Raw genomic sequence first — 23482 nt, forward strand, 5'->3', positions numbered from 1 at the left:
ACGGGCCTGCCGGCTATCGCGATTCATGAAGTTGCGGTCGGCATCACGCTTCACGCGCGGCCAGCCTGCCACCGACAGCAAGCATCATCCGGATCTGCCACGGCCATGCAAGCCGCCTCCCCATCCGGGGGGCATCGGGAATGAACGCAACTCGAAGGTGACAACGCACGCACAATGCGTTCCGGCGCGCGGCTTATGGGCAGAGAAGTGCCCGCGCGCGCGTGGCGCGTAGTGCGTATCGGCACAAGACATCACGCGGCAAGTCCCACTGCGCCTCCCACTGATGCATTTTCGCATTCGTGCACTGAGCAAGCGCATCACATGGAATATTCGGAAGAACCTATACTTTCTCTTATCGTTTTTTCAATTTCTCATTGAAATATGATTAAACGAAAATTCATCAATCCTTTAGGTTTATTTTAGATTTTTCATGTCCATCAATCCGTCAACCCTTCGTGATTCCATGATCGCGGTCGAAATCGTCCGTCCGGGCGGTCCGGAGGTTCTCGTCCCGACACAGCGTCCCGTTCCCCGGCCGAAACCCGACGAAGTGCTGATTCGCATCATTGCGGCCGGCGTCAACGGCCCGGACGTCTTCCAGCGCAAAGGGCTGTATGACCCGCCACCGGGTGCATCCGATATCCCCKGACTCGAGGTGGCAGGCGAAATCGTCGCACTGGGAGACCGCGTCACGCAATTCAAGACGGGCKATCTGGTGTGCGCCCTGATCCCCGGCGGCGGCTACGCGGAGTTTGCTGTCGCCAACGAGAGCAACACCTTGCGCATTCCGCCCGGCCTGACGCTGATCGAGGCGGCGGCGATGCCGGAAACCTTCATGACGGTGTGGCTGAACCTGTTCCAGCGCGGCAAGTTCGCAAAGGGCGATACCGTATTGATCCACGGCGGCGCATCGGGCATCGGCACCACCGCCACCATGCTGAGCAGAGCCTTCGGCGCAAGCAAGATCATCACGACGGTCGGTTCCGCKGCGCAACGCGACGCCAGTCTACGGCTCGGCGCCGACCACGCGGTCAACTACCTCGAAGAGGATTTTGTCGAGGCGGTGATGCGCCACACCGACGGCAACGGCGTGGACGTGATTGTCGATATCATCGCGGGCGACTACGTAGCGCGCAACTACGCCGCGGCCGCATTGAACGGGCGCATCCTGCAGATCGGTGTCATCAAGGGGGCGGCGCAGAACGTGGACTTCTTCCCGATGCTGACCAAGCGCCTGACCCATATCGGCTCGACGCTGCGCTCCCGCACCGCAGCCGAGAAGTCGCAGATCATCCGCGAACTGGAGGAACATGTCTGGCCCCTGATGGCAGGCGGCACGATCAAGCCGCTCGTCGACAGGACCTTCCCGCTCKAGAACGCCGCGCAGGCGCATGAACTGATGGACTCCGGTACGCATATCGGGAAGATCGTTCTGACGCCATCTGCCTAGCAGCTTGCCCGTATCCGCGGGTATGCATGTTCAGCCGGAGCCCGCTCCGGCTGAACACCGCGCGCGTATCATGGCCGGCGCGAGCGAGGTGTCCGGCGCGGTGTCCGACGAGATAAAGCGCCGCCGGAGAGGCGGCGTTTGAACGCCTGCGTCAGGCATGCCCCTTCGGCCGGTCGTGGCGGGGCAGATCCATGCCCAGTCCGCTCTGGATGGCCTGAATGCGGGACGTCACGCTCAGCTTCTCATAGATGTTCTTGAGATGCCATTTGATGGTCTCGGGGGCTACCCGGAGCGCCCGGGCGATTTCCTTGTTCGAAAGGCCGCKGGCGACGTAGTCGAGGATCTCGACTTCGCGGGCGCTCAGCCTGCTGGCCGCCGTTCRCTCGGGTGCACAGCCCGTTGTCCTGGCCATAGATCACCGCTTCCCCGATCGCCGCGGCAGCGTCCTCGGGCTGGCCCGCGCTCAGGGTGGCCACGGCCAGCAGCACGGTCACCTGGGACAGGACATAGCGCATGCCCGCGACGCGCGCCTCCGCTTGCATGGCGCGCAGACGTGGCAGCGCCTCCGTGGCGCGCCCACGCGCAATCAGCAACCGGCACAGTGCGGCTTCGCGCCGCTGCCATGTCTCGCGCTGGCTGCCTGACAGTGCCTGTGGATTCTCGCCTGGCAGCAGCGTCTCAAGCGCATGCCCCATGCTGGCGGCGCGCCCGAGATTGCCGGCGCGAATGGCCAGCCGGATGGCCTCGGCCTTGCAGGCCACCTGCAGGCGGAGCCAGCCGCGTTCCTTCGCGACGGCTTCGGCGCGTTCCACGATCCCGTTCGCTTCATCCACGTCGCCGTTCAGGAACGCCAGCCGCGCCAGCGTGATGCAGAAGCCCGCCAGGGGACCCAGGGAACAGGCCTGGAGCGCGATATCGAGCCGCCCACGCAGGATCTCGGCGACCCGCTCGAGATGATTCCACTCATAGCGGATCGCGGCAAGGTAGCCAACCGGCAGTACGGCGGCCGCGGACTGGCTGCCGGCGCTTGCGTTGGCTTGGCCAAGCGCGTGCTCCAGGGTGGTCACGGCCTCTTCCAGTCTGCCCTCCACAAAGAGGCTCAGGCCGACCATGCTCTGCCGATAGACGGTGGCATAGAGGGGCGCACCCCGCTCGGCACCATGGGAGACACGGTCGCGCAGGCGCTGCACTTCGTCGAACTCGGACGCATATGCCAACCCGAACACGAGCGTGGTCAGCCCTATGCCCTCCTCCCACGAGTTCGGTTCCGGCCGCATGTCCAGCACACTCCGTCCGAGCTCGAGAGAATCCCGGCTCGCATCGGACAGGCCAGCAATCAACGCTTTCACGGCGGCCAGTTCCACGCCGATGCTGTCGGCAACGGAGCGGTCGCGAGCGATGTCGGCTTCGACCGCGCGCAGTTCCCGCTGCGCCAGCACCGTCTGCAGCGAAAGCGCGAGCGCCCAGGCATGAACCAGGCGCAGGCGCAGCCGGCCTTGTATTGCCTCGTGCGGAAGCTTGGCCAGCCAGGTCAGTACTGTTCGTACATCGCTGGCTTCGACCAGCGTCATGGCGCAGCGCTCGACCCAGCTCGCGGCCTGGTCCACATCGCCCGCGGCGAGCGCATGCTTGACGGCCTCCGGCCACAGGGACTGGCCGGCATACCATGCACTGGCCCTGCGATGCAGGCCGGCGATATCCTCCGCCCGTTCCTCCTGCAGGCGCTTGCGCAGGTAATCCGTGAACAGCGCATGAAACCGGTACCACTCCCATTCCGCGTCAAGCGGGCGCAGGAACATATTGCCGGCCAGCAACCACTCGAGGTTCTTGCGCGCATCGTCCCTGCCGGTCACGGCGTTGCACAGGGCCGCCGAGAGCCGGTCCAGGATCGATATGTCCAGCAGGAAGTCCAGCATCTCGCCAGGCACGTGCGCCATGACGTTCTCGCTCAGGTAGGAAGCGATGTCGCGCCGGGCGCGCGGCAACTGTGCCGCAAGATCCTCGCCCTCCCCGCCTTGCTTGAGCGCCAGCGACGCGAGTTGCAACCCTGCGACCCAACCCTCGGTGGCGCTCAGAAGCTTCCGGGTCTGTTCGCCGTCCAGCGTCACCCCTGCCGTCTTCGAGAAGAAGGCCTGCGTTTCCGCGGGATCGAAACGCAGGTCTTCCGGCCCCAGGCGCAGCAGCTGGCCCCGGGACRCAAAATAACTCAGCGGTATTGGTGGCTCGCTTCGCCCCGCTATAGCGATATGGAGGTTCTCCGGTGCATAGCGCAGGAGCCGGAACACGGCTTCATGGATATCGCCGGAGCGAAGGCGATCGAAGTCGTCGAGAATGAGGACGAGCTTCCCCTCCCATGCCGCCACCTCGTTGAGCAGCTCAGCGAGAAGCGCCTCCACGGGTGCGAGATAGTCATTGCGCAGGAGTTGCTGCATGCGGTCGCCTACCTCGGCGCTCGCCTGCTGGACTGCGGCCAGCAGGTAGGCCGTAAACTGGACCAGGTCGTCATCCTCGCGATCGATGCTCAGCCATGCCACCGCGTACGCTTGCTCGAGAAGTGCATTGCGCCACTCGCAAAGAAGCGTGGTCTTGCCGAAGCCTGCGGGGGCAACCAGGGCTGTGAGCTTGCATTCGGTGCCKCGTGACAGGAGCTGGAGCGCATTGTGACGGGCAATCTGATGGCGCGTGTATGGCGGAACCAGCTTGGTGCGGATCAGCGCTGGCCTCCATTTCGCGTCGCGGGCCGAGGCCGGGCCGGGTAGCGTCTGGGCTTGCGTCATCTCGCTCGTATTGCTCCTCGGGAACCAGTCGGACTCATGATCGTCGCCGTGGCAAGTCACCGCCGGGCGCGGGGCCGGCGCGTGGTCACACCGCTAATTTTCCGAAGCCCCACGCTGCCTGGTGATTATCACCGCAAGTATAGGTTGTCGGATCAGGCCGATCCAGAATACCTTGCCAGCCGGAAATGTACCCGCCGGGACTGCAGATTCATCATGCATGGCCAGGTGCCCCAGCGGATACTGATCACACGGACGGCACGACTGCGCGCCTATTTCGACTTCGCGCCGTCCGTAAAGGGGTCGGGCTTGCCCGAGCGCGCACCATCGGTGTAGGGGTCACGCGGGCCGTTCCTGGCGCCGTCGGTGTAGGGGTCGCGTGCGCCGTTCCTGGCCCCGCTGCCATAGGGATCGCGGCTCGGCTTGTCCGGCCCCGTAGCTTGCGACGGATTCAGTTTTTCGGCGGTGGACTGCCTCGCGCCGCTGGTGTACGGATMGAACTTGCCGGAATTCGCGCCCTCCGTGTACGGGTCCCGGCTTCCGGTGCGCGCGCCGTCTGTGTATGGGTCTGGCGTMCTCTGTGCCTGTGCTGCGGCAATACCCGCGACAAAGGAAAGAGACAAGACAAACAGGGATGTGCGCTTCATAATTAAATCTCCGGCAGGAAAAAACTGATTAATCCAATCACGCCGGTCATCTTGCGCCTTTCCCCATGGTTTTCAACCGCCCTCCCCATCCGAGGGGGTAGCCCGCCACCCGCCTGGCAGCTGCCGGTTCGCGCCTGCCGCTAGTCGCCTATCCACCGGACATCTTGCTCTCCGGTCTGTATTCGACGCCACGCGGCGTAAGCATGGAAACACCGGCTCCAGGGCTGGATGCCTTCGTCGTATCCGCCCTCTTTTTCGCCAGGGCTCGCTTTTCCGCCCTGGCCCTCTCGATGACGTAGAAGTCGGGTCCGGCCACGGCCGGCAGAGAATGGCCAACAATCGATCCGGCCAACACTATGGAAATTAATTCTCGGAACATCCCAGATGCCTTGGTTTTTGCCTATTTATTGAGTCCTTATTCTCGACTCAATGGACATGACAAGAGTCTAGGGAATCGGGCGCAGGGAATAAACATGCCKGATGAGAACACATCGTTCTCATTTCTGGCCAAATCCTCTCCGGAAAGCGACTGGACATTTCCGCACCGTTCCTGAAGTACGAAGGGCCGTGGACCGGCTGTCCTCGCGCCCGAAGCGATCCGTCCTGCGGTCCATGCCATAAGGCATCCAAGGCAGCCCCGGCATGCGCCCCGGCTGCCGCCATCTCCATTCACGATGGCAGGCTCGCGAACCACTTGTTTTCGGGCCGACACCCTGGCGCCATGATTMGGTGACCTGCAGGCGCCGCGCTCCGTCGCGCGCCGGGATCACAAGGAAACCAGGATGGAAAGCATCGGACACAGGGCGTTTCGCTACCGCTTCACGGGACACGAGCGCGTATTCCACAACGTGTCGGCAGCCGAGGCGCTGCCGGACGTCTTGTCGCTGTTCGGGTATCGACGCGTGTTCGTCGTCTGCTCGCGGTCGATCAACACGAAGACAGAGTTCATCGGGCAGATCAGGGCATGCCTTGGCGAGCGCCTGGTCGGCCTGACCGACGACGTCGGCGAGCACTCCCCGCTGTCCAATGTGCTCAGGGCGGCAAGGCAGGCAAGGGATGCGCGCGCGGACGTGATTGTCTCGGTCGGCGGCGGCTCGGTCATGGATATGTGCAAGGCGATGCAACTTTGCCTCTCCGAGAACGTGTATGACAGGGCGCGGCTGCTCGAGCTGCAGTTCGTCCTGTCGGACGACGGCACCGAGATGCTGACGACCTCGCAAGCGCCGGCGGCGATCCGCCAGATCGCGATCCCCACCACGCTGGCCACGTCGGAGTGGACACCGGTGAGCACGCCGATCGACGACGAGACCCGGCTGAAGGCGCGCTTTGTCGTGCCCGACGGCTCGCCGCAGGCAATCATCTACGACCCCGCGCTCCTTCTCCAGACGCCCGTGCGCTTGCTGATGTCGACGGGAATCCGCGGCCTCGACCACGCCATCAACACGGCGTGTTCGTCATCGACGCATCCGTTTGCGAGCGTGCTGGCCGAGAAAGCCATCACGCTTTACATGGAAAACCTGCCTCTGCTCGCGCGGGGCGTGCTCGATGCCTTCACCCAGTGCCAGCTGGCGACGTGGTACACGGGGATGGGGCAAATGTCGGTGCCCCATGGCTTCAGCCACTGGATGGTTCACATCGTGGGGCCCCGCGGCGGGGTTCCGCACAGCGATGCGGCCTGTGTGCTGATGCTGGCCCAGGCCAGGTGGCTCGAGGGCTGGGCGGTGCCACAGCACGACCGGATTCGCGCCGCGCTGGGGCAGCCGGACCGGCCCTTCCACGCGATTCTCGGCAATCTCCTCGAGCGACTGGGCATGCCGACGACGCTCGACGACCTCGGTCTCACGCGACAGCAGGTCGACGATATGATCGCGCCCGCGCTGGCCCACCCGATGGTGACGCGCAACAACATCCGCCCGATCAGGACCGCGGCGGATCTGCGCGCGATCCTGTCGCTCGCCTGGCGGCCCTGATTGCGCCGGCCGCCACGGCGGCCGGTGTGGCCAGCCCGGCCCTGAAGCGACCGCCGCCACGGGCATGCCCGTGTCTCTGGCGCCGCGCCGGGCATCGCGCCATGGCGTGGCCAGGAGCGTAATATAGCCATCGCCACGCACGATGGCGGGCTCGCCACACCGGCTTGCCGCCTGTTGGCTGCGGCAGGACAAAGCCCGCAGCTACCCCGGGGCACGATCCTGGCGCGGCGCGTGTGCCGCGCGGTCCGTGCGGTCGCGGCTGGCCCCGTTCCGGAGACTCCTCCCCGCCCATGAAAATCKACCCGGTTTCGCTCAAGCTGTTCCTCGCKGTAGCCGAGCTTGGCACCATCGCCGCTGCCGCGGAGCGCGAGCATATCGCCGCCTCCGCGGTCAGCAAGCGGATCAGCGATCTCGAAGACGTCCTCAATACGCAATTGCTGGAGCGCAGCAACAAGGGCATCTCCCCCACCCCGGCGGGTGTCGCCCTGCAAAACCTGTCGCGCGGCATCATCAACGACCTCGACAATATCTTCACGTTGATGCATGACTATTCGAGCGGCACTCGCGGGTTGGTGCGCATCTTCGCCAACGTGTCCTCGATCGCACAGTTCCTGCCGGCCGACCTGCAGGGTTTTGTCGAGAAATACCCGCACGTGCAGCTCCAGCTGGAGGAACGCATCAGCAGCGCCATCCTGCACGGGGTGGCCGAGAACKCAGCGGATGTGGGCTTCTATGCAGACCTGGGCAGCCAGCCGCAGAATGTCCTCACGCTKCCCTACCGCGAGGATCAACTGGTCGTKGTGGTCCCTGCCGGCCATCCCCTGGGCGGCCGCAAATGGCTGACCAGCGCCGAACTGCTGGAGCACTACCTGATCGGTCTGCAGACCGGCAGCTTCATCAACCTGCAGCTCATGCGCGCTGCCGGCGAGCTCGGCGTGCCGGTGAGATTCCGCATGCAGGTCAACAGCTACGACGCGGTCTGCCTGATGGTCGAGTCCAGGATGGGCATCGGCATTCTTCCCAAGAGCCTGGCGCAACGATACGCCAGGGTGCTGAAGATCCGGCCGGTCGGGCTGAAGGAGCCATGGGCGCGGCGCAAGCTCAATCTGTGCATCCGCTCCTACGACAGCCTGCCGGTGGCGGCGCGGCTGCTGGTAGACCACCTGTGCCCGTCGGCCCGCGCGCTGGCCGCCTTGCGCGCATAGCGCAAGCGGCCAGCCGCGCCGGGCTTAGTCGACGGTCGCGCCGGCTGCCTTGACGATGGCGGCCCAGCGCGGCAACTCGTCGCGGATCAGCGCCTCGAACTGCGGCGTGCCCGACACGAAGGGCTGGCATCCCTGCCGGGCGAGGGTGTCGCGCACGTCGGGGCTGTCGATKACCTTGTTCAGGGCCGCCTGAAGGCGGCCGACCACCGCGCCGGGCGTATGCGCGGGGGCGAAAAGCCCGTACCAGGGGGTGGCTCCGAAGCCCGGCAGCGTCTCCCCCACGGTGGGTACCTGCGGCATGGAGGGCAACCGCTTTTCATTGGTGACGCCGAGCACCTTGAGCTTGCCCGCGCGGATAAAGGGCAGCGCCGACGGCAGGCTCTGCACCGATAGCGGCACTTGTCCGCCCACCACGTCCGCCACGGCAGCCGAAGCGCCCTTGTAAGGAACATGGACAAGCTTGATGTTGGCGCTGTGCTGGAGCATTTCGCCGATCAGGTGGTTCAAGGTGCCGTTGCCGGCGGACGCATACATGATCGTGTCCGGCTTCGCGCGCGCCGCTTCGACCAGTTCTCTGACGTTGTTCGGCCCGAAGGCGGGATTGGCAACGAGCACATACCCTGCCGTCGCGACACTGCCCACCGGCACGAAATCGCGGACCGGATCGAAGCCCGTGCGCTTGTACAGCGCCGGATTGATAAGGTGCGCGCTGCTTACGGTAAACAGGAGCGTATAGCCATCGGCGGCGGCCTTGCCGACGTAGGCCGTGCCGATGTTGCCGCCGGCACCGGGCCGGTTCTCCACGATGAACTGCCGCCCGAACTGCTCCGACAGCTTCTGCGTGACGATGCGGGCAATGGCGTCGTTGGCGCCGCCTGGCGTCTGCGGGACCACGACGGCCACCGGCTTGTACGGATAGGGATCCTGGGCGAACGCCGTTGTCGCCACGCTGAACGCGAGGCAGGCCTGCAAGAGTTTCCGTGGTGCCATGTCCTTGTCTCCTTTGGTGGAAAGGGTCGCCGGCAGCGTGCTTCGCGGCGGCAGCGACCTCTTTTCCCATGGTGACTGGCTCGCGGTCCCTTGCAAAATGGCGTATCGCGATCCCGCCATCGCGGATGCAGATGCCCGCGCCGGGTGCCTGATACGCGCGGGCGCGCATCGGCATGTGCGCCAAGGGCATCGCGAAGCGTCAGCGGCGTCCCATGCGCGACCTGCATTTGGCGGCCTTCCGTCCGCTTGCCGATCTCGCGAACATCGCCGGCATCACCCGCAAATCTAATCCTATTGAAATCTTCGAATCGATTCTTATAATTCATCGACCGGCCGGTCGGTTTATTAATATACTCAGTCTCCAGATCCCCCAGGAAAATCTCATGTACACCCAGTCACTTGATATCCCAGGCGGCCTCCAGCCCATCGATACGGCGAACGCCGACGTCTCTCCCGAGCAAGCCCGCTTCGACGCGCTGATGCGGGCCGACGGCAAGGTCGAGGCGCAGGACTGGATGCCAGACGCATATCGCAAGACGCTGATCCGGCAGATTTCGCAGCACGCGCACTCCGAGATCATCGGCATGCAGCCCGAAGGCAACTGGATCAGCCGCGCGCCAAGCCTCAAGCGCAAGGCGATCCTGCTGGCCAAGGTGCAGGACGAAGGCGGCCACGGCCTCTACCTGTATAGCGCGGCCGAAACGATGGGCGTCTCGCGCGACCAGCTGGTCGATGCACTGCATGCCGGCAAGGCCAAGTACTCGAGCATCTTCAATTACCCCACGCCCACCTGGGCGGATGTCGGCGTGATCGGCTGGCTGGTCGATGGCGCGGCGATCATGAATCAGATCCCGCTGTGCCGCTGCACCTACGGCCCGTACGCACGGGCAATGATCCGCATCTGCAAGGAGGAGTCGTTCCACCAGCGCCAGGGCTTCGACGCCCTGCTCTCGATGATGAAGGGCACGCAGGCGCAGAAGGACATGGTGCAGCAGGCGGTGAATCGCTGGTGGTGGCCGGTGCTGATGATGTTCGGCCCGAGCGACAAGGATTCGATCCACAGCGGGCAGTCGTTCCAGTGGGGCATCAAGCGTATCTCCAACGACGACCTGCGGCAGAAATTCGTCGATGCGACTGTCGAGCAAGCCAAGATCCTCKGCGTGACGTTGCCCGATCCGGACCTTAAGTGGAACGAGGAGCGCAAGGCGCACGACTACGGCGCGATCGACTGGGAAGAGTTCTGGCGCGTGGTGAACGGCGACGGGCCGTGCAACAAGGAACGCCTCGCCACCCGCGTGAAGGCACACGACGACGGCGCMTGGGTACGCGAAGCCGCCCTCGCCCATGCCGCCAAGCAGGCGGCGCGCGCACACAAACAAGCCGCTTGAACAGGAGACGAAGATGAGCAAGGAATGGCCGATCTGGGAAGTATTCGTACGCAGCAAGCAGGGCCTGGACCACAAGCATTGCGGCAGCCTGCATGCGTCCGATGCAAGCACCGCGCTGCGCATGGCGCGCGATGTCTACACGCGCCGGCAGGAAGGCGTCAGCATCTGGGTGGTGCCGTCGGCCGCGATCACGGCGTCCGACCCGGCGGACAAGGAGGCATTCTTCGAGMCGGCCGGCGACAAGATCTACCGCCATCCGACCTTCTTCGTGCTGCCGGCCGAAGTCGACCACATGTGAGGCGGGACATGACCATGACTACGTCACCCCATACTTCCCCCCATGCGTCCGCCCACCTCTCCTATGTGCTCCGGCTGGCAGACAATGCCCTGATCCTCGGCCAGCGCAACAGCGAGTGGTGCGGCCAGGGCCCGGCACTCGAGGAAGACATCGCGCAGGCCAATATCAGCCTGGACCTGATCGGCCAGTCCCGCCTGCTGTACTCGCATGCCGCGGCCCTCGACGAAGCCGCCGGCGGCGCAACGAAGACCGAAGACAGCTACGCGTACTTCCGCACCGAGCGCGAGTTCGCCAACTACACCATCGCCGAGCTGCCGCACGCCGGCCCGCTTGCCGGCACGGTGCGCACCGATCGCGACTACGCCGTGACGATCGCGCGCAACTTCCTCTATTCGGCGCTGATGATCCACCTGTGGGCCGCCCTGGAGTCGTCCGCCGACACGCAACTGGCGGCGATCGCGGCCAAGTCGCTGAAGGAGACGCGCTATCACCTGCAACACGCAAGCKACTGGCTGGTCCGCCTGGGCGACGGCACCGACGAATCGCACCGGCGGGCGCAGGCGGCACTCGATTACCTGATGCCGTACACACAGGAGTTCTTCGCGACCGACGCCGTGGAAACCGCGATCGCGGCGGCCGGCATCGGCCCGCTGATGGCGGACCTCGAGCCCGCATGGCAGGCTGACGTCGCCGCGACGCTGGCCGAGGCAACGCTCAGTGCCCCCGCCGCGGTGCAGTACATCACCACCGGCAAGCACGGCGAGCATTCCGAGCACATGGGCTACCTGCTGGCCGAAATGCAGTCGCTGGCACGCCAGCATCCTGGTGCAACCTGGTAGKACATGATGAACGCCAACGCCATGATGACGCCGGACGCCACGCTGGAACACGCCTGGGCCGTGCTGGAAGCGGTGCCGGACCCGGAGATCCCAGTGGTGTCGCTGCGCGAACTGGGAATCCTGCGCGACGTGCGGCGCGGCGCGGACGGCGCCGTCGAGGTTGTGATCACGCCGACCTACTCGGGCTGCCCGGCGATGTCGCAGATCGCGGAGGACATCGGCCAGGCGCTCAGCGCGGCCGGCATCGTGCCGCACCGGATTGCCACCGTGCTCGCGCCGGCATGGACCACCGACTGGATCACCGCCGATGCGCGCKAGAAGCTGCGCCGCTACGGCATCGCGCCACCGATGGGCAACTGCGGCAGCCACCAGGCGCCCCGGGAAACGACGATCCGCTTCGTGGCGCGCGCCGCCAGCGCCACGCCGGCCTGCCCGCAATGCGGCTCGCACCACACCGAGCGCCTGGCGCAATTCGGCTCGACGGCGTGCAAGGCCCTATACCGCTGCATCGACTGCCGCGAGCCGTTCGACTATTTCAAACCGTACTGACCTGGACCGACATCATGGCGACTCCGCAATTCCATCCGCTGCGTATCCGCGAGGTACGGCCCGAAACCGCCGATGCCGTCACGGTCTCGTTCGAAGTGCCMGACGAGCTGCGMGACGCGTACCGCTTCACGCAAGGGCAGTTCGTCACGCTGAAGACCCACCTTGACGGCGAGGAGACGCGCCGCTCGTACTMGATCTGTGTCGGCGTCACCGATTACGACCGCGACGGCGAACTGCGCATCGGCATCAAGCGGGTGCGCGGCGGGCGATTCTCGAACTTTGCGTTCGATACGCTGCGCCCMGGGCACGAGATCGAAGTGATGACCCCCGACGGCCGCTTCTTCACGCACCTGAACGCCGACCTGTCAAGGTCGTACGTCGCCTTCTCCGGCGGCTCCGGCATCACGCCCGTCCTTGCCATCATCAAGACCACCCTCGAGACCGAGCCGACCAGCCGCTTCACGCTGGTGTATGGCAACCGCAGCGTCGACGCGATCATGTTCGCCGAGGAACTCGAAGACCTCAAGAACCGCTTCATGAGCCGGTTCTCGCTGTATCACGTGCTGTCCGACGACCTGCAGGAAGTCGAACTGTTCAACGGCGTGCTGGACCAGGACAAGTGCCGCGCTTTCCTGCAGACGCTCACGCCGGCCACGGAGATCGACGAGGCATTCATCTGCGGTCCCGGACCGATGATGGACGCCGCCGAAGCGGCCCTGAAGGCTGCCGGCGTGGMGCCGGAGAAGGTGCACGTCGAGCGCTTCGGCACGCCGCTGCCCCAGGCCGGCGTGCCACCGGTCGAGATCACCKACGACATGCCGGCCGCTGACCTGGAACTGATCATCGACGGCAAGAAGCGCAAGCTGCGCCTGCCGTACCAGGGAATCAGCGTGCTCGATGTCGGCCTCAAGGCCGGCCTCGCCCTGCCCTATGCMTGCAAGGGCGGCGTGTGCTGCACGTGCCGGGCGAAGGTCCTCGAAGGCGAAGTGAAGATGGAAAAGAACTACACGCTCGAACAGCATGAAATCGACGATGGCTTCGTGCTCACCTGCCAATGCCATCCGGTGTCGGACCGGGTTGTCGTGAGCTACGACGAACGGTAATCCGATCACTGCAACCTACCAGAAAAAGCGGCCCCCAGCGATGAACCACTCCCTGTTTACCAAACACGAAAAGACCCTCGAACACGCCCTGGAAGCCATCCGCACGCGCGGCTACTGGAGTCCCTTCAACGAGATGCCCAGCCCGCGCGCCTACGGCGAGACCGCCGCGGCTGACGGCGAAGCGGCATTCAAGGCGCAACTCGGGCAGCCCTTCGCGCTCGACCAGGCCGGCAGCCATGGCGGCAGCGGCACCGTTGGCCAGGAACACTCGCCGTTCGGCTTCGCACTGGACATCGGCTATCCCAAGGCCGACCCGGATGCACTGATCCCGGCGGTGCAGCAGGCGCAGGCGCAGTACCGCAAGGCAGGCCCGAAGGCCTGGATCGGCGTGAGCCTGGAAATCCTCGAGCGGCTGAACCGCGCCAGCTTCGAGATCGCGCACAGCGTCATGCACACMACGGGGCAGGCCTTCATGATGGCGTTCCAGGCCGGCGGCCCGCATGCGCAAGACCGCGCGCTCGAGGCGATCGCCTACGCCTGGGACGCAATGCGCGCTGTCCCCGAGTCGGCCTACTGGGAAAAGCCGCAAGGCAAGAACCCGCCGCTGGCCATGGAAAAGCGCTTCACCATCGTGCCGCGCGGCATCGGGCTGGTGATCGGCTGCTGCACCTTCCCGACCTGGAACAGCTATCCCGGCATGTTCGCCGATCTCGCCACCGGCAATGCCGTCATCGTCAAACCCCATCCCGCCGCGATCCTGCCGCTCGCCATCACCGTGCGCATCGCGCGCCAGGTGCTGGCGGAGGCCGGCTTCGACCCCAACGTGGTGACCCTGCTGGCGACCGCCCCCAACGACGGGCCCCTCGTGCAATCGCTGGCCACGCGCGACGAGATCCGCGTGATCGATTTCACCGGCAGCACCGCCAACGGAGACTGGCTGGAAGCGCATGCCCGCCAGGCGCAGGTCTACACGGAGAAGGCGGGTGTCAACCAGATCGTGATCGACTCGGCCGAAGACCTGAAGGCCGTGTCGCGCAATATCGCATTCTCGCTCGCGCTGTACTCCGGCCAGATGTGCACCGCGCCCCAGAATATCTATGTGCCGCGCGACGGCATCCGCACGGCCGAAGGCACGGTGTCGTTCGACGACGTCGCCCGCTCCATCGCCGACGCCGTGCAGAAGCTGACCGCCGATCCGGCCAAGGCCGTCGAACTGACGGGCGCGATCCAGAACCAGGGCGTGCTCGACCGCATCGGACAGGCAGCCCGGCTTGGCACGCCGCTGCTCGACAGCCGCAGCCTGGCGCATCCGGCCTATCCGGAAGCCCGTGTCAGCACACCGCTGCTGCGCAAGCTCGACGCCAGCGGCGACGAAGCCGCGTTCACGCAGGAATGGTTCGGCCCGATCGCGTTCGTGGTCGCCACCGACTCCACCGCGCATTCGCTGGCACTCGCCGCACGCATCGCCCGCACGCGCGGCGCGCTGACGCTATCCGTCTACAGCACCGATGAGCAGGTGCTCGAAGCGGCCGAAGAGGCTGCGGTGACGGGCGGTGTCGCCTTGTCGGTGAACCTCGCGGGCGGCGTGTTCGTGAACCAGTCGGCAGCGTTTTCCGACTTCCATGCCACCGGGGCGAATCCCGCGGCCAACGCCAGCCTCGCCGACTCGGCGTTCGTCGCCAACCGGTTCCGCGTCGTGCAGAGCCGCCGCCATGTTGCGCAGCGCTCGCCTGCATAGCGTGCCCGCCAGCGCGCCCGCTACGGGCGCCTGAGCGGCTTCGGTCCGCCAACCATCGATACAAGTACTACCGGACGCTTGCCAGCCTGGCGACGGACGACGGCACAGACCGTCGCCTCGCATCRCCAGGAGGCAGGCCGCTGCGTGGCGCCCMCATCTCCGCCACCGTCCGATCCTATTCAGTAGCGTCATATCCAGGAGACAACCGTGGTCCAGCCCATTCCCCATCCGAGCGAACTCGACCCCATCGAACTAGCCAGCCGCGACGAGATCCAGGCGCTGCAACTGGAGCGGCTCAAATGGTCGCTCCGCCACGCCTACGACAACGTGGCGCACTACCGCCGCGCCTTCGACGCGGCCGGCGTCCACCCTGACGACCTGCGCCAGCTCTCGGACCTGGCGAAATTTCCGACCACGACGAAGAAGGACCTGCGCGACAACTATCCCTTCGGACTGTTTGCGGTGCCGCGCGACGAGGTGGTGCGCGTGCACGCCTCCAGCGGCACCACCGGCAAGCCGACCGTGGTGGGCTATACCGCGAACGACATCGACACCTGGGCCAACGTGACGGCACGGTCGATCCGGGCCGCGGGCGGGCGCCGCGGCGACACGCTGCACAACGCCTTCGGCTACGGCCTCTTCACCGGCGGCCTCGGCATCCACTACGGAGCGGAGCGGCTCGGCTGCATGGTGGTGCCGATGTCCGGCGGGCAGACCGAAAAGCAGGTCCAGCTGATCCGCGACTTCGAGCCGTCCATCATTCTCGTCACGCCCTCCTACATGCTCAACCTGATCGACGAGATGACGCGCCAGGGCATGGATCCGGCGACGTCTTCGCTCAAGCTCGGCATCTTCGGCGCCGAGCCGTGGTCACAGGGCATGCGCAGCGAGATCGAGACGCGTGCGGGCATCCAGGCGCTCGATATCTATGGCCTGTMGGAGATCATGGGCCCCGGCGTAGCGTGCGAATGCATCGAAAGCAAGGATGGCCCGGTCATCTGGGAGGATCACTTCTACCCGGAGATCATCGACCCCATCACCGGCGAGGTATTGCCCGACGGCAGCCACGGCGAACTGGTGTTCACGTCGCTGTCGAAGGAAGCCATGCCGATGATCCGCTACCGCACGCGCGACCTCACTTCGCTGCTACCGCCCACCTCGCGTTCGATGCGCAGGCTGGCGAAGATCACGGGACGCTCGGACGACATGCTGATCATCCGTGGCGTCAACGTCTTCCCCAGCCAGATCGAGGAGCTGATCCTCGGCATCGCGCGGCTCAGCGGGAACTACCAGCTGTGCGTCACGCGCGACGGCCACCTGGATGCGCTCTCCGTGTCGGTGGAAGCGCGGGCGGAACTCTGCGACGCCCTCGCCGAGAGCGAGCGTGCCCAGCTTGCGAGGGAATTGCAGCAGCGGGTGAAGACGATCGTCGGCGTGTCCACGACGGTGCGCGTGCTCAATGCCGGTGAGATCAAGACGACCGCCACCGGCAAGGCGCAACGCGTGCTCGACCTGCGGCACGTGAGCGTATGAGGCCGGCGGGCGGGGGGCGCTGGCGCACCCCCGCCCGCCGCCGCGGGGCCGCTCCGGCACTGACCGCAGGCGTGGCACCGCGCGATGCAGGAAACCAAAAATGACTAGAAACCGGAGACAGACATGAACACCACCCGCAAATTCCTGGCCGTCGGACTCGGCCTGGCAGTCCTGCCCTGGGCGTCCTTCGCGCTTGCGGCCGAATCCCCCTTCCCGGCCAAGCCGGTGCGCTGGATCGTGCCCTACCCGGCCGGCGGCGGCTCGGACTTCCTGGCGCGCTCGATCGGCCAGGCGCTGTCCGCCAAGCTGGGCCAGCCGGTGCTGGTCGACAACAAGCCGGGTGGCAACACCGCGATCGCCGCGGCAGAGACCGCGCGCGCACCGGCCGATGGCTACACGGTGCTGTCGGCGGACAACGGCACGCTGGTTTTCAACCCGGCGCTGTACAAGACGCTTTCCTACAACCCGGTCAAGGACCTGGCGCCGGTCACGCTGCTGGGCAAGTTCCCGATGATCCTCGTGGTCGGCCCGGGCATGCCGGTCAACAACGTGCAGGAATTCATCGCCAGGGCCAAGGCAAAATCCGGCGCGGGCGGCATCGACTACGCCTCCGCCGGCGCCGGCAGCCCGCACCACCTGGCAATGGAGTTGCTCAAGGTGGAGGCCGGGCTGAACATGGTCCACGCGCCCTACCGTGGCGCGGCGCCCGCACTGGCCGACGTGGCAGGCGGTCAGGTGCCGGCCATGATGGTCGACCTGGCCTCGGGCGCCGGCTTCATCAAGGGCGGCAAGGTCAAGCCCCTGGCGGTGGCCAGCCCGACCCGCCTGCCGCAGTTGCCGGATGTGCCGACCTTTGCCGAAGCCGGCTACAAGAACGTGGAGGCTGCCGCGCTGGTGGGAATGGTGGCGCCGGCCGCCACGCCGGGCGAGGTAATCGCCACGCTGAACAAGCAGGTCGTGGCGGCCATCAGGGAGCCGGCCGTCAACAAGCGGCTGGTGGACTTCGGCGTGGAGCCGGTCGGCAGCACGCCCGCGCAATATGCCGACCTGCTGCGCAGCGAGACCTTGCGCTGGCACAAGCTGATCCGCGACCTGAAGATCACGCTGGACTGAGCGTCGCCGCGCTGCGCCGGCAGGTGCGCGGTATCGGCTTCATTGCCTGCGGGGAGGCTTTCGTCAGTTCCGGAAATGCCATTGATGCACCTTGACGCCTCCCCGTCAGCGCGACAGGATGTAGAGGTCCCCCCCGGGGGATTCCGACCATCCTGAAAAGGCGAAACCATGAACGAAGAATCCATGACCGTTGGCATCGACCATATTGGGCTKAGCGTGCCGGATCTGGCGCGTACCCGAGACTTCTTCATCCAGTGCCTGGGATGGAAACAGGTCGGCGAGAAACCGGACTACCCTGCGGCGTTTGTCTCGGACKGCAAGGTCCTGGTGACGCTGTGGCAGGTCGCCGATGTAGCGAGCTTCACCGGTTTCGACCGCAAGACTAACGTGGGCCTGCACCACCTTGCGCTGCGCGTCGCCACGGAAGAAAAATTCAACGAGGTATTCGAGCGTGTCTCGAAATGGCCGGGTGTGGTCGTGGAGTTTTCGCCCGAGCAGCTGGGCGCCGGGCCAAAGCGGCACACCATGCTCTGCGAGCCTGGCGGCATCCGCATCGAGTTCGACTTCGACCCCCGCGTCGCGGCAGGCTAGCCGCTTCGCGTGCCGGGCATCKCGGCGCCGGCCGGCGACTACGCTGGGCGCCGCCGGGGGCGGTGGACGGATGCCGCTTGTGCCGCGGCCATCCCGCCACCGGCGTGCCGTTCAGAACGGCTTGGTCGGCAGGTACTTGCCRTCGAGCGTGATGACCGCGCGCTGGCCGCCTTCGGGGTCGTCCACTTTCTTGATGTCGAGCTTGAAGTTGATSGCGCTGATGATGCCGTCGCCAAACTGCTCGTGCACCAGCGCCTTGAGCGTGGAGCCGTAGATCTGCACGATTTCGTAGAAGCGGTAGATGGTCKGGTCGGTCGGCACGCCGCCGGGGATGCTGCCGCGCACGGGGACGGTCTGCAGCTGGCGCACGGCGKCGTCGTCCAGGTCCAGCTTGGCGGCCACCACCTTGGCGGCRTYCGCGGGCAGCGGGTGCTGGCCCAGCAGCGCGGCGGTGACRAAGGCCACGCTCAGGCCGGTGCCTTCGTTGATCTGCTCGAACGTCAGGCCCTTGCGGATCTTGGCGTCGATGATGAGGTCGCTCAGGGCCTGGCGGGGGGCTTGGCTGTATTGGGATTGGGTCATGGCATTACTCCTTGGAATGGATAAAGACTGRGAACAGGGGRTGAAGCGWTCAGGCGGCGATCAGGCRGCGTTCAGGCGGCGATCAGTTCGCGCCTGGCAGGGGTTGCGGATGCGCCGGGACGCGCCGCGAGGGAAACGAAGCGGTTGGTGTTGCCGTCCAGCGTGTCGATCGCGCCGGTTTCGATGTCGTAGACCCAGCCGTGCAGGTTCAGGCGGCCTTGCTCCAGCGCKAGCGCCACGGACGGGTGSGTCTTGATGTTGGCSAGCTGGGCGATGACGTTCTCGCGCACCATGGAGTCCACGCGGGCGTGCTCCGAGGCGTGCTCRCGGGCCTCGTTGACGGCCTTGGCGGCGTCCGCGTGATGCAGCCAGCCTTTCACGGCGGGCATGTGATSGAGGCACTTGCAGGTGGCCACCGCGGTCATGGCGCCGCAGTCGGAGTGGCCGCAGACCACGATGTCGGTGACGTTGAGCCCGGCCACGGCGTACTCGACACTGGCCGACACCCCGCCGGCCTGCGTGCCGTAGGCGGGCACGATATTGCCSGCGTTGCGGATGACGAACAGCTCGCCGGGCTCGCGCTGCGTGAGCAGCTCCGGCACCACCCGGCTATCCGAGCAGGCGATGAACAGGGTGCTGGGGCTCTGGCTGGTGGCCAGGCGCTTGAAGAGGTCCGAGCGCTGGGGGAAGGCGTCGCGCTGGAACTTCAGTACGCCGTCGATGATAGGGTCCAAGACCGATTCATTATCCAAACCATAGGCAACACCAATAGCTAGAACTGCCGCGGCGGCGGTGCCTTGTGCTTCGCCGGMATGGCCGGGCGTGGCTACGGCAACCGGTGCCGGGTGAGATGGATAGTCATGAAATCGATACGCCACGCCATATCCAGGCCCATGTCCCGCTCCTAACATTGGGCCCATCAACGCAGGGATCCCGCACCGGTCCCKCGCAACCGGGCCCCGGATGGTCTTGCGGTTTGCGCGGTCGGGGCGGCTCCCCGGCACAGGCCATTCAAAGGGAACAGACATGAATACGATTCAGACCGATGTCGCTGTGATCGGCGCGGGTACCGCGGGCCTTGCCGCCTATCGTGCCGCCAGGGCCGCCAGGGCCGCCGGCAAGCGCGCCGTCATCATCGAGGGTGGCCCGTATGGCACCACCTGCGCGCGCGTTGGCTGCATKCCCTCCAAGTTACTGATTGCCGCCGCCGAGGCGGCCCACGAACTGCGCCACACGGCGGCGTTTGGCGTGCATGTCGACKGGCGCATCCGCATCGACGGGCGCGAGGTGATGGATCGGGTCAAGCGCGAGCGCGACCGCTTTGTCTCCTTTGTCGTGCGCGGCGTGGAGAATATCCCGGCCGAAGACCGCATCCGCGGATACGCAAGGTTCGTCGACAACACCGTGCTGCAGGTCKATGAGCACACCACCGTGCGGGCCAGCCGCGTCGTGATTGCCACTGGCTCCAGCCCGGCGGTGCCGGCGCCGCTGCATGTGTTCGGCGAGCGCCTGGTGGTCAACGATGACGTCTTTGCCTGGGACGACCTGCCGCGCAGCGTGGCGGTATTCGGGCCTGGCGTGATCGGGCTCGAGCTTGGCCAGGCACTGTCGCGGCTGGGCGTGCGGGTGCATGTATTCGGCGCGCGGGGCGGCGTGGGCGGATTGTCGGATCCGGCCATCAAGGCCTACGCGGCCMGGACCTTCCAGGACGAGTTCGCGCTGGATCCGGCCGCGCAAGTGACCGGCATGCGCCGCGATGGCGACGAAGCGGTGATCACCTTCATCGACCACGCGGGCCAGAGCGTGACGGAGCGCTTCGAGTATGTGCTGGCGGCAACCGGACGCCACCCCAATGTGCGTGGCCTTGGCCTGGAGAATACCGGGCTGGAACTGGACGCCGGCGGCGTGCCGAGGTTCGACCCGGCAACCCTGCAATGCGGCCACGCCCCGGTCTTTATCGCCGGCGATGCAAACGATATCCTGCCCCTGCTCCACGAAGCGGCCGACGAAGGCAAGGCTGCCGGCGAGAACGCGGCGAACTACCCCGCCATCAAGCCCGTGCCGCGCCGCGCGCCGATCGCCGTGGTGTTCTCCGATCCGCAGATCGCCATGGTCGGACAGCGTTACGCCGACCTGGAGCCGGGCACCTTTGTCAGCGGCGAGGTCAGCTTCGAGGACCAGGGCCGCAGCCGCGTCATGCTGAAGAACCGCGGGCTGATGCACGTCTATGCGGACCGGGCCAGCGGCCGCTTTCTAGGCGCGGAGTGGATTGGCCCCCGCGCCGAGAATATCGCGCACCTGCTGGCCTGGTCCTGCCAGCAGGGACTGAGCATCGACCAGATGCTGGCCATGCCGTTCTATCACCCAGTGGTGGAAGAAGGGCTGCGCACGGCGCTGCSGGACGCGGCGGCGAGGCTACAGCAGTAAGCCGCAGCCTCGCCGGCGGGCGCGCTATGCGGCAGCGCCCGGCCCGTTCTCCGACCAGATATCGCCGGACCGCAGGACGTGGCCGAAATGATGACGCCAGAGCCTGATGCCAAGCCCGCCGGACACATCCAGCGAGGACCCCACCGTGAGGTCTTCGAGCAGAGTGGGTTGCAGCCCGGCATCGAACAAGGCAAAGCCGGCCGCCAGCACGCAGGTTTCGGTCTGGATGCCGCAGACCAGCACCCGGTCGAGGTTCAGGCCTTGCAGATGCGCGATGGTGTCGGGCGAAGGCGCGTAGCCGTGCTTCACGAACACCTGGTCGGCCGCGACCAGGCTGTCGTCTGCCGGCKCCGGCGCCCATCCCAGCTGGCGCCGGAACGGAGTGACGGCTTCATCGTGGCGCTCGACGGTGGCAACGGTTGGCAGCCTGCCGACCAGCGCGGCGACCCGTTCCACCAGCCAGGGCGGCGGGGAGAAGCTCKGCTGGATATCGATGATCAGTAGTGCCTGACGCATGGGCTCCTTGTCTGTCATTGCGCATGTTTCGCCCGGATCATAGAACAGTCACCACGGGTTTCGATAGCCCCGGCCGGCTGATCGTGCCGGCGACCCCGCCCCGGTTAGCCGCGGGCTGAAGGGAAGCTGAGGGGGCCTTCCACGATCTATACTCCACAACGGGAACGGCGGCGGCTGCTCCTGTACCTKATGGAGCACAATCGATTGAAACCCCGGATCCGCCACTTGCGCACTTGCGCCGCTTGMGCCAATCATCCCGCTTGCGCCACCTCCGTCCGCGCCMGCCGTGCGCGCTGTCCTCGCCGCGCCGGACATCAGGCCATCGCCCGCCATGACAACGCCCGCTAACTCCAATGTTCACGTGATCCTGAGCAGCGAGGGTCACTGGACCGTCGCTGTCGAGGGTGTCGGGCGCGTGACAAGCTGCATATCGCGCGAAGCCGCGATCGAGGCCGGCACGGCACTCGCGCTCGAGCACCGCGTCGTCCTCTACGTGCACCTGCGCGATGGCCAGTTCGACTGGTGGAAGGATTTCGGCGACGGCGGAACGTCATCGTCGCTCAACTGAGCGCGGTCAGGCTGCCTCGCCTGCGGCGCGCCGGGCCGCCCCGCGGCCGGAGGCGGGCGCCGGCGCGGAGAAGAAACACGCGCCCGCACCGCCGAGGCGGCGCTGCCTATGCCTATTGCAACTCGATCTTCGCAATCGCGGCCAGCCGCTTCCAGCGTGCGATCTCTTCCTTCTGGTAGTCGCGCAGTTCCGCCGGTGTCGAGAGGATCAGCACGGTGGACTGCCGCTGGTAGTACTCCTTGACGTCGTCGGCTGCGCCGGCAGCGGCGAACAGTTCGCCCAGCCGTTGCGCGATGGGTGCCGGCGTCCTGGCCGATACCGCCGCCGCGACCCAGTTGTAGGCCAGGAAATCGGGCACGCCGGCCTCGGCGGCGCTCGGCACGCCCGGCAGCAACGGCGAGCGCTGGGGCGCGGTATAGGCCAGCGCGCGCACCTTGCCGCCCTTGACCAGCTCGATCGCCCCGCTGGCGTCCACCACGGCGAAATCCACGTTGGCGGCCATCACGCCGTTGATGGCGTCGCCGGCGCCCTTGTACGGCACCGCGGTGGTCTTCATGCGGCTTTGCTCGTTGAGCCATTCGCTGTACAGCGTGTACGAGACCGAGCCGGTGCCATAGTTGAGCGCGCCGGGCCGCTTGCGCGCGTCCTCCACCAGCGCCTTGAGCGTGTGGTACGGCGAGCTGGCGGGAACGATGATCAGGCACGGCCCGCGCGATAGCAGCGTGATGGGTGTGAAGTCGGTCAGCGGGTCGTAGGGCAGCTTGCGGAACGTGGCGGCRTTGGTGGACAGCGTGGAGTTGCTGCCGATGAACACCGTGTAGCCGTCGGCCGGCGCGCTCAGCAGCGTCTGCACGCCGATGAAGCCGTTGCCGCCCGGCTTGTTCTCCACCACCACGCCCTGCCCCGTCAGCTCGCCGATCTTCTTGGCGAACATGCGCGCGGTGGTGTCGGTGCCGCTGCCCGACGGGAACGGTACGATAAAGCGGATCGGCCGGCTGGGAAACGCCGGCTGCTGCGCCAGGACGACGCCGGGAATGGTCGCCAGGGCCGCGGCGGCAAGCGCGCCCTTGCCGGCAAGGCTGGCAAAACGGCGGCGCGAACAGGTGGTGGAGCGGGTCATGCGGTCTGTCTCCTTGGTGCTCCGCCCGGCAGTGGGTTCTCCCGGTGCGGATATGGCATTGATTCACAGCGCGGGGCGGCT

At 66.2% G+C, this 23482-nt stretch carries 21 protein-coding genes and 1 pseudogene; 14 read left to right on the forward strand and 8 right to left on the reverse strand.

Translation table 11 applies throughout. From position 1 onward, the window contains the following. The first annotated feature begins 430 nt into the window (after window positions 1-430). Complete coding sequence (locus AC1DKV_RS31580; RefSeq protein ID WP_477138851.1) at window positions 431-1450, forward strand: NAD(P)H-quinone oxidoreductase; 1020 nt, start codon at window positions 431-433, stop codon at window positions 1448-1450. Window positions 1451-1601: 151 nt separating this feature from the next. Here the strand turns inward: AC1DKV_RS31580 and AC1DKV_RS31585 are convergent, their stop codons facing one another. From AC1DKV_RS31585 to AC1DKV_RS31595, 3 genes and pseudogenes are all read right to left on the reverse strand, one after another. Further along, window positions 1602-1862: a helix-turn-helix domain-containing protein gene (locus tag AC1DKV_RS31585; protein WP_477138852.1), complete on the reverse strand. Its 261-nt coding sequence runs from the start codon at window positions 1860-1862 to the stop codon at window positions 1602-1604. Window positions 1863-1905: 43 nt separating this feature from the next. Beyond that, a pseudogene (locus AC1DKV_RS31590) lies at window positions 1906-4227 on the reverse strand (winged helix-turn-helix domain-containing protein); the annotation flags it as partial. Window positions 4228-4496: 269 nt separating this feature from the next. After that, window positions 4497-4871 (reverse strand): hypothetical protein, encoded by a 375-nt coding sequence (locus tag AC1DKV_RS31595; RefSeq protein ID WP_477138853.1) that lies wholly within the window; start codon window positions 4869-4871, stop codon window positions 4497-4499. Window positions 4872-5653: 782 nt separating this feature from the next. Between AC1DKV_RS31595 and AC1DKV_RS31600 the strand changes: the two genes are divergently transcribed. Then, window positions 5654-6841 carry an iron-containing alcohol dehydrogenase gene (locus tag AC1DKV_RS31600; protein WP_441619634.1) on the forward strand — a complete coding sequence of 396 codons (1188 nt, stop codon included), beginning with the start codon at window positions 5654-5656 and terminating at the stop codon, window positions 6839-6841. A gap of 290 nt (window positions 6842-7131) precedes the next feature. Then, the gene (locus AC1DKV_RS31605; protein ID WP_477138854.1) at window positions 7132-8046 is read left to right on the forward strand and encodes a LysR family transcriptional regulator; all 915 of its coding nucleotides are present in this window, start codon (window positions 7132-7134) and stop codon (window positions 8044-8046) included. 24 nt (window positions 8047-8070) lie between these two features. Here the strand turns inward: AC1DKV_RS31605 and AC1DKV_RS31610 are convergent, their stop codons facing one another. Further along, window positions 8071-9036 carry a Bug family tripartite tricarboxylate transporter substrate binding protein gene (locus AC1DKV_RS31610; protein WP_441619637.1) on the reverse strand — a complete coding sequence of 322 codons (966 nt, stop codon included), beginning with the start codon at window positions 9034-9036 and terminating at the stop codon, window positions 8071-8073. Window positions 9037-9419: 383 nt separating this feature from the next. Here AC1DKV_RS31610 and paaA point away from each other — a divergent pair, with 383 nt between their 5' ends. The 9 genes from paaA to AC1DKV_RS31655 all read left to right on the forward strand — a co-directional run bounded on the left by paaA (window position 9420) and on the right by AC1DKV_RS31655 (window position 18188). After that, on the forward strand, window positions 9420-10424 hold the full coding sequence (paaA, locus tag AC1DKV_RS31615; RefSeq protein ID WP_477138872.1) for a 1,2-phenylacetyl-CoA epoxidase subunit PaaA: 1005 nt from the start codon (window positions 9420-9422) through the stop codon (window positions 10422-10424). A 13-nt stretch (window positions 10425-10437) separates the two neighbouring features. Beyond that, window positions 10438-10722, forward strand: a complete 285-nt coding sequence (gene paaB, locus AC1DKV_RS31620) for a 1,2-phenylacetyl-CoA epoxidase subunit PaaB (RefSeq protein ID WP_477138855.1) — start codon at window positions 10438-10440, stop codon at window positions 10720-10722. A 14-nt stretch (window positions 10723-10736) separates the two neighbouring features. Next, window positions 10737-11561, forward strand: a complete 825-nt coding sequence (gene paaC, locus AC1DKV_RS31625) for a 1,2-phenylacetyl-CoA epoxidase subunit PaaC (protein ID WP_477138856.1) — start codon at window positions 10737-10739, stop codon at window positions 11559-11561. A 3-nt stretch (window positions 11562-11564) separates the two neighbouring features. Next, window positions 11565-12110, forward strand: coding sequence for a 1,2-phenylacetyl-CoA epoxidase subunit PaaD (gene paaD / locus AC1DKV_RS31630; RefSeq protein ID WP_477138857.1), 546 nt, complete (start codon window positions 11565-11567; stop codon window positions 12108-12110). Between the two features lie 14 nt (window positions 12111-12124). Then, a complete protein-coding gene (gene paaE, locus AC1DKV_RS31635) occupies window positions 12125-13213 on the forward strand; it encodes a 1,2-phenylacetyl-CoA epoxidase subunit PaaE (RefSeq protein ID WP_477138858.1) in 1089 nt (362 codons plus the stop codon). 40 nt (window positions 13214-13253) lie between these two features. After that, on the forward strand, window positions 13254-14951 hold the full coding sequence (gene paaN, locus AC1DKV_RS31640) for a phenylacetic acid degradation protein PaaN (RefSeq protein WP_441619647.1): 1698 nt from the start codon (window positions 13254-13256) through the stop codon (window positions 14949-14951). A gap of 207 nt (window positions 14952-15158) precedes the next feature. After that, window positions 15159-16484 carry a phenylacetate--CoA ligase PaaK gene (paaK, locus tag AC1DKV_RS31645; protein ID WP_477138859.1) on the forward strand — a complete coding sequence of 442 codons (1326 nt, stop codon included), beginning with the start codon at window positions 15159-15161 and terminating at the stop codon, window positions 16482-16484. 123 nt (window positions 16485-16607) lie between these two features. Further along, on the forward strand, window positions 16608-17597 hold the full coding sequence (locus tag AC1DKV_RS31650; RefSeq protein WP_441619651.1) for a Bug family tripartite tricarboxylate transporter substrate binding protein: 990 nt from the start codon (window positions 16608-16610) through the stop codon (window positions 17595-17597). A 168-nt stretch (window positions 17598-17765) separates the two neighbouring features. After that, window positions 17766-18188, forward strand: a complete 423-nt coding sequence (locus AC1DKV_RS31655) for a VOC family protein (RefSeq protein ID WP_477138860.1) — start codon at window positions 17766-17768, stop codon at window positions 18186-18188. Window positions 18189-18299: 111 nt separating this feature from the next. On the opposite strand, the gene cynS is transcribed toward AC1DKV_RS31655, so the two are convergent. Then, window positions 18300-18770, reverse strand: a complete 471-nt coding sequence (cynS, locus tag AC1DKV_RS31660) for a cyanase (RefSeq protein ID WP_477138861.1) — start codon at window positions 18768-18770, stop codon at window positions 18300-18302. A 71-nt stretch (window positions 18771-18841) separates the two neighbouring features. Further along, complete coding sequence (locus AC1DKV_RS31665; protein WP_477138862.1) at window positions 18842-19504, reverse strand: carbonic anhydrase; 663 nt, start codon at window positions 19502-19504, stop codon at window positions 18842-18844. A 292-nt stretch (window positions 19505-19796) separates the two neighbouring features. On the opposite strand from AC1DKV_RS31665, the gene AC1DKV_RS31670 reads away from it, so the two are divergent. Continuing rightward, on the forward strand, window positions 19797-21197 hold the full coding sequence (locus AC1DKV_RS31670) for a dihydrolipoyl dehydrogenase (protein WP_477138863.1): 1401 nt from the start codon (window positions 19797-19799) through the stop codon (window positions 21195-21197). A 24-nt stretch (window positions 21198-21221) separates the two neighbouring features. Here AC1DKV_RS31670 and AC1DKV_RS31675 read toward each other — a convergent pair whose 3' ends face one another. Then, window positions 21222-21713 carry a cysteine hydrolase family protein gene (locus AC1DKV_RS31675; protein WP_477138864.1) on the reverse strand — a complete coding sequence of 164 codons (492 nt, stop codon included), beginning with the start codon at window positions 21711-21713 and terminating at the stop codon, window positions 21222-21224. A gap of 331 nt (window positions 21714-22044) precedes the next feature. Between AC1DKV_RS31675 and AC1DKV_RS31680 the strand changes: the two genes are divergently transcribed. After that, entirely contained in the window at window positions 22045-22281 is a 237-nt protein-coding gene (locus AC1DKV_RS31680; protein ID WP_441612745.1) for a DUF2188 domain-containing protein, read from the forward strand. A gap of 112 nt (window positions 22282-22393) precedes the next feature. Here AC1DKV_RS31680 and AC1DKV_RS31685 read toward each other — a convergent pair whose 3' ends face one another. Then, window positions 22394-23401 carry a Bug family tripartite tricarboxylate transporter substrate binding protein gene (locus AC1DKV_RS31685; protein ID WP_441612744.1) on the reverse strand — a complete coding sequence of 336 codons (1008 nt, stop codon included), beginning with the start codon at window positions 23399-23401 and terminating at the stop codon, window positions 22394-22396. Window positions 23402-23482: the final 81 nt, after the last annotated feature.

The organism is Cupriavidus sp. 05T41, assembly GCF_056396525.1.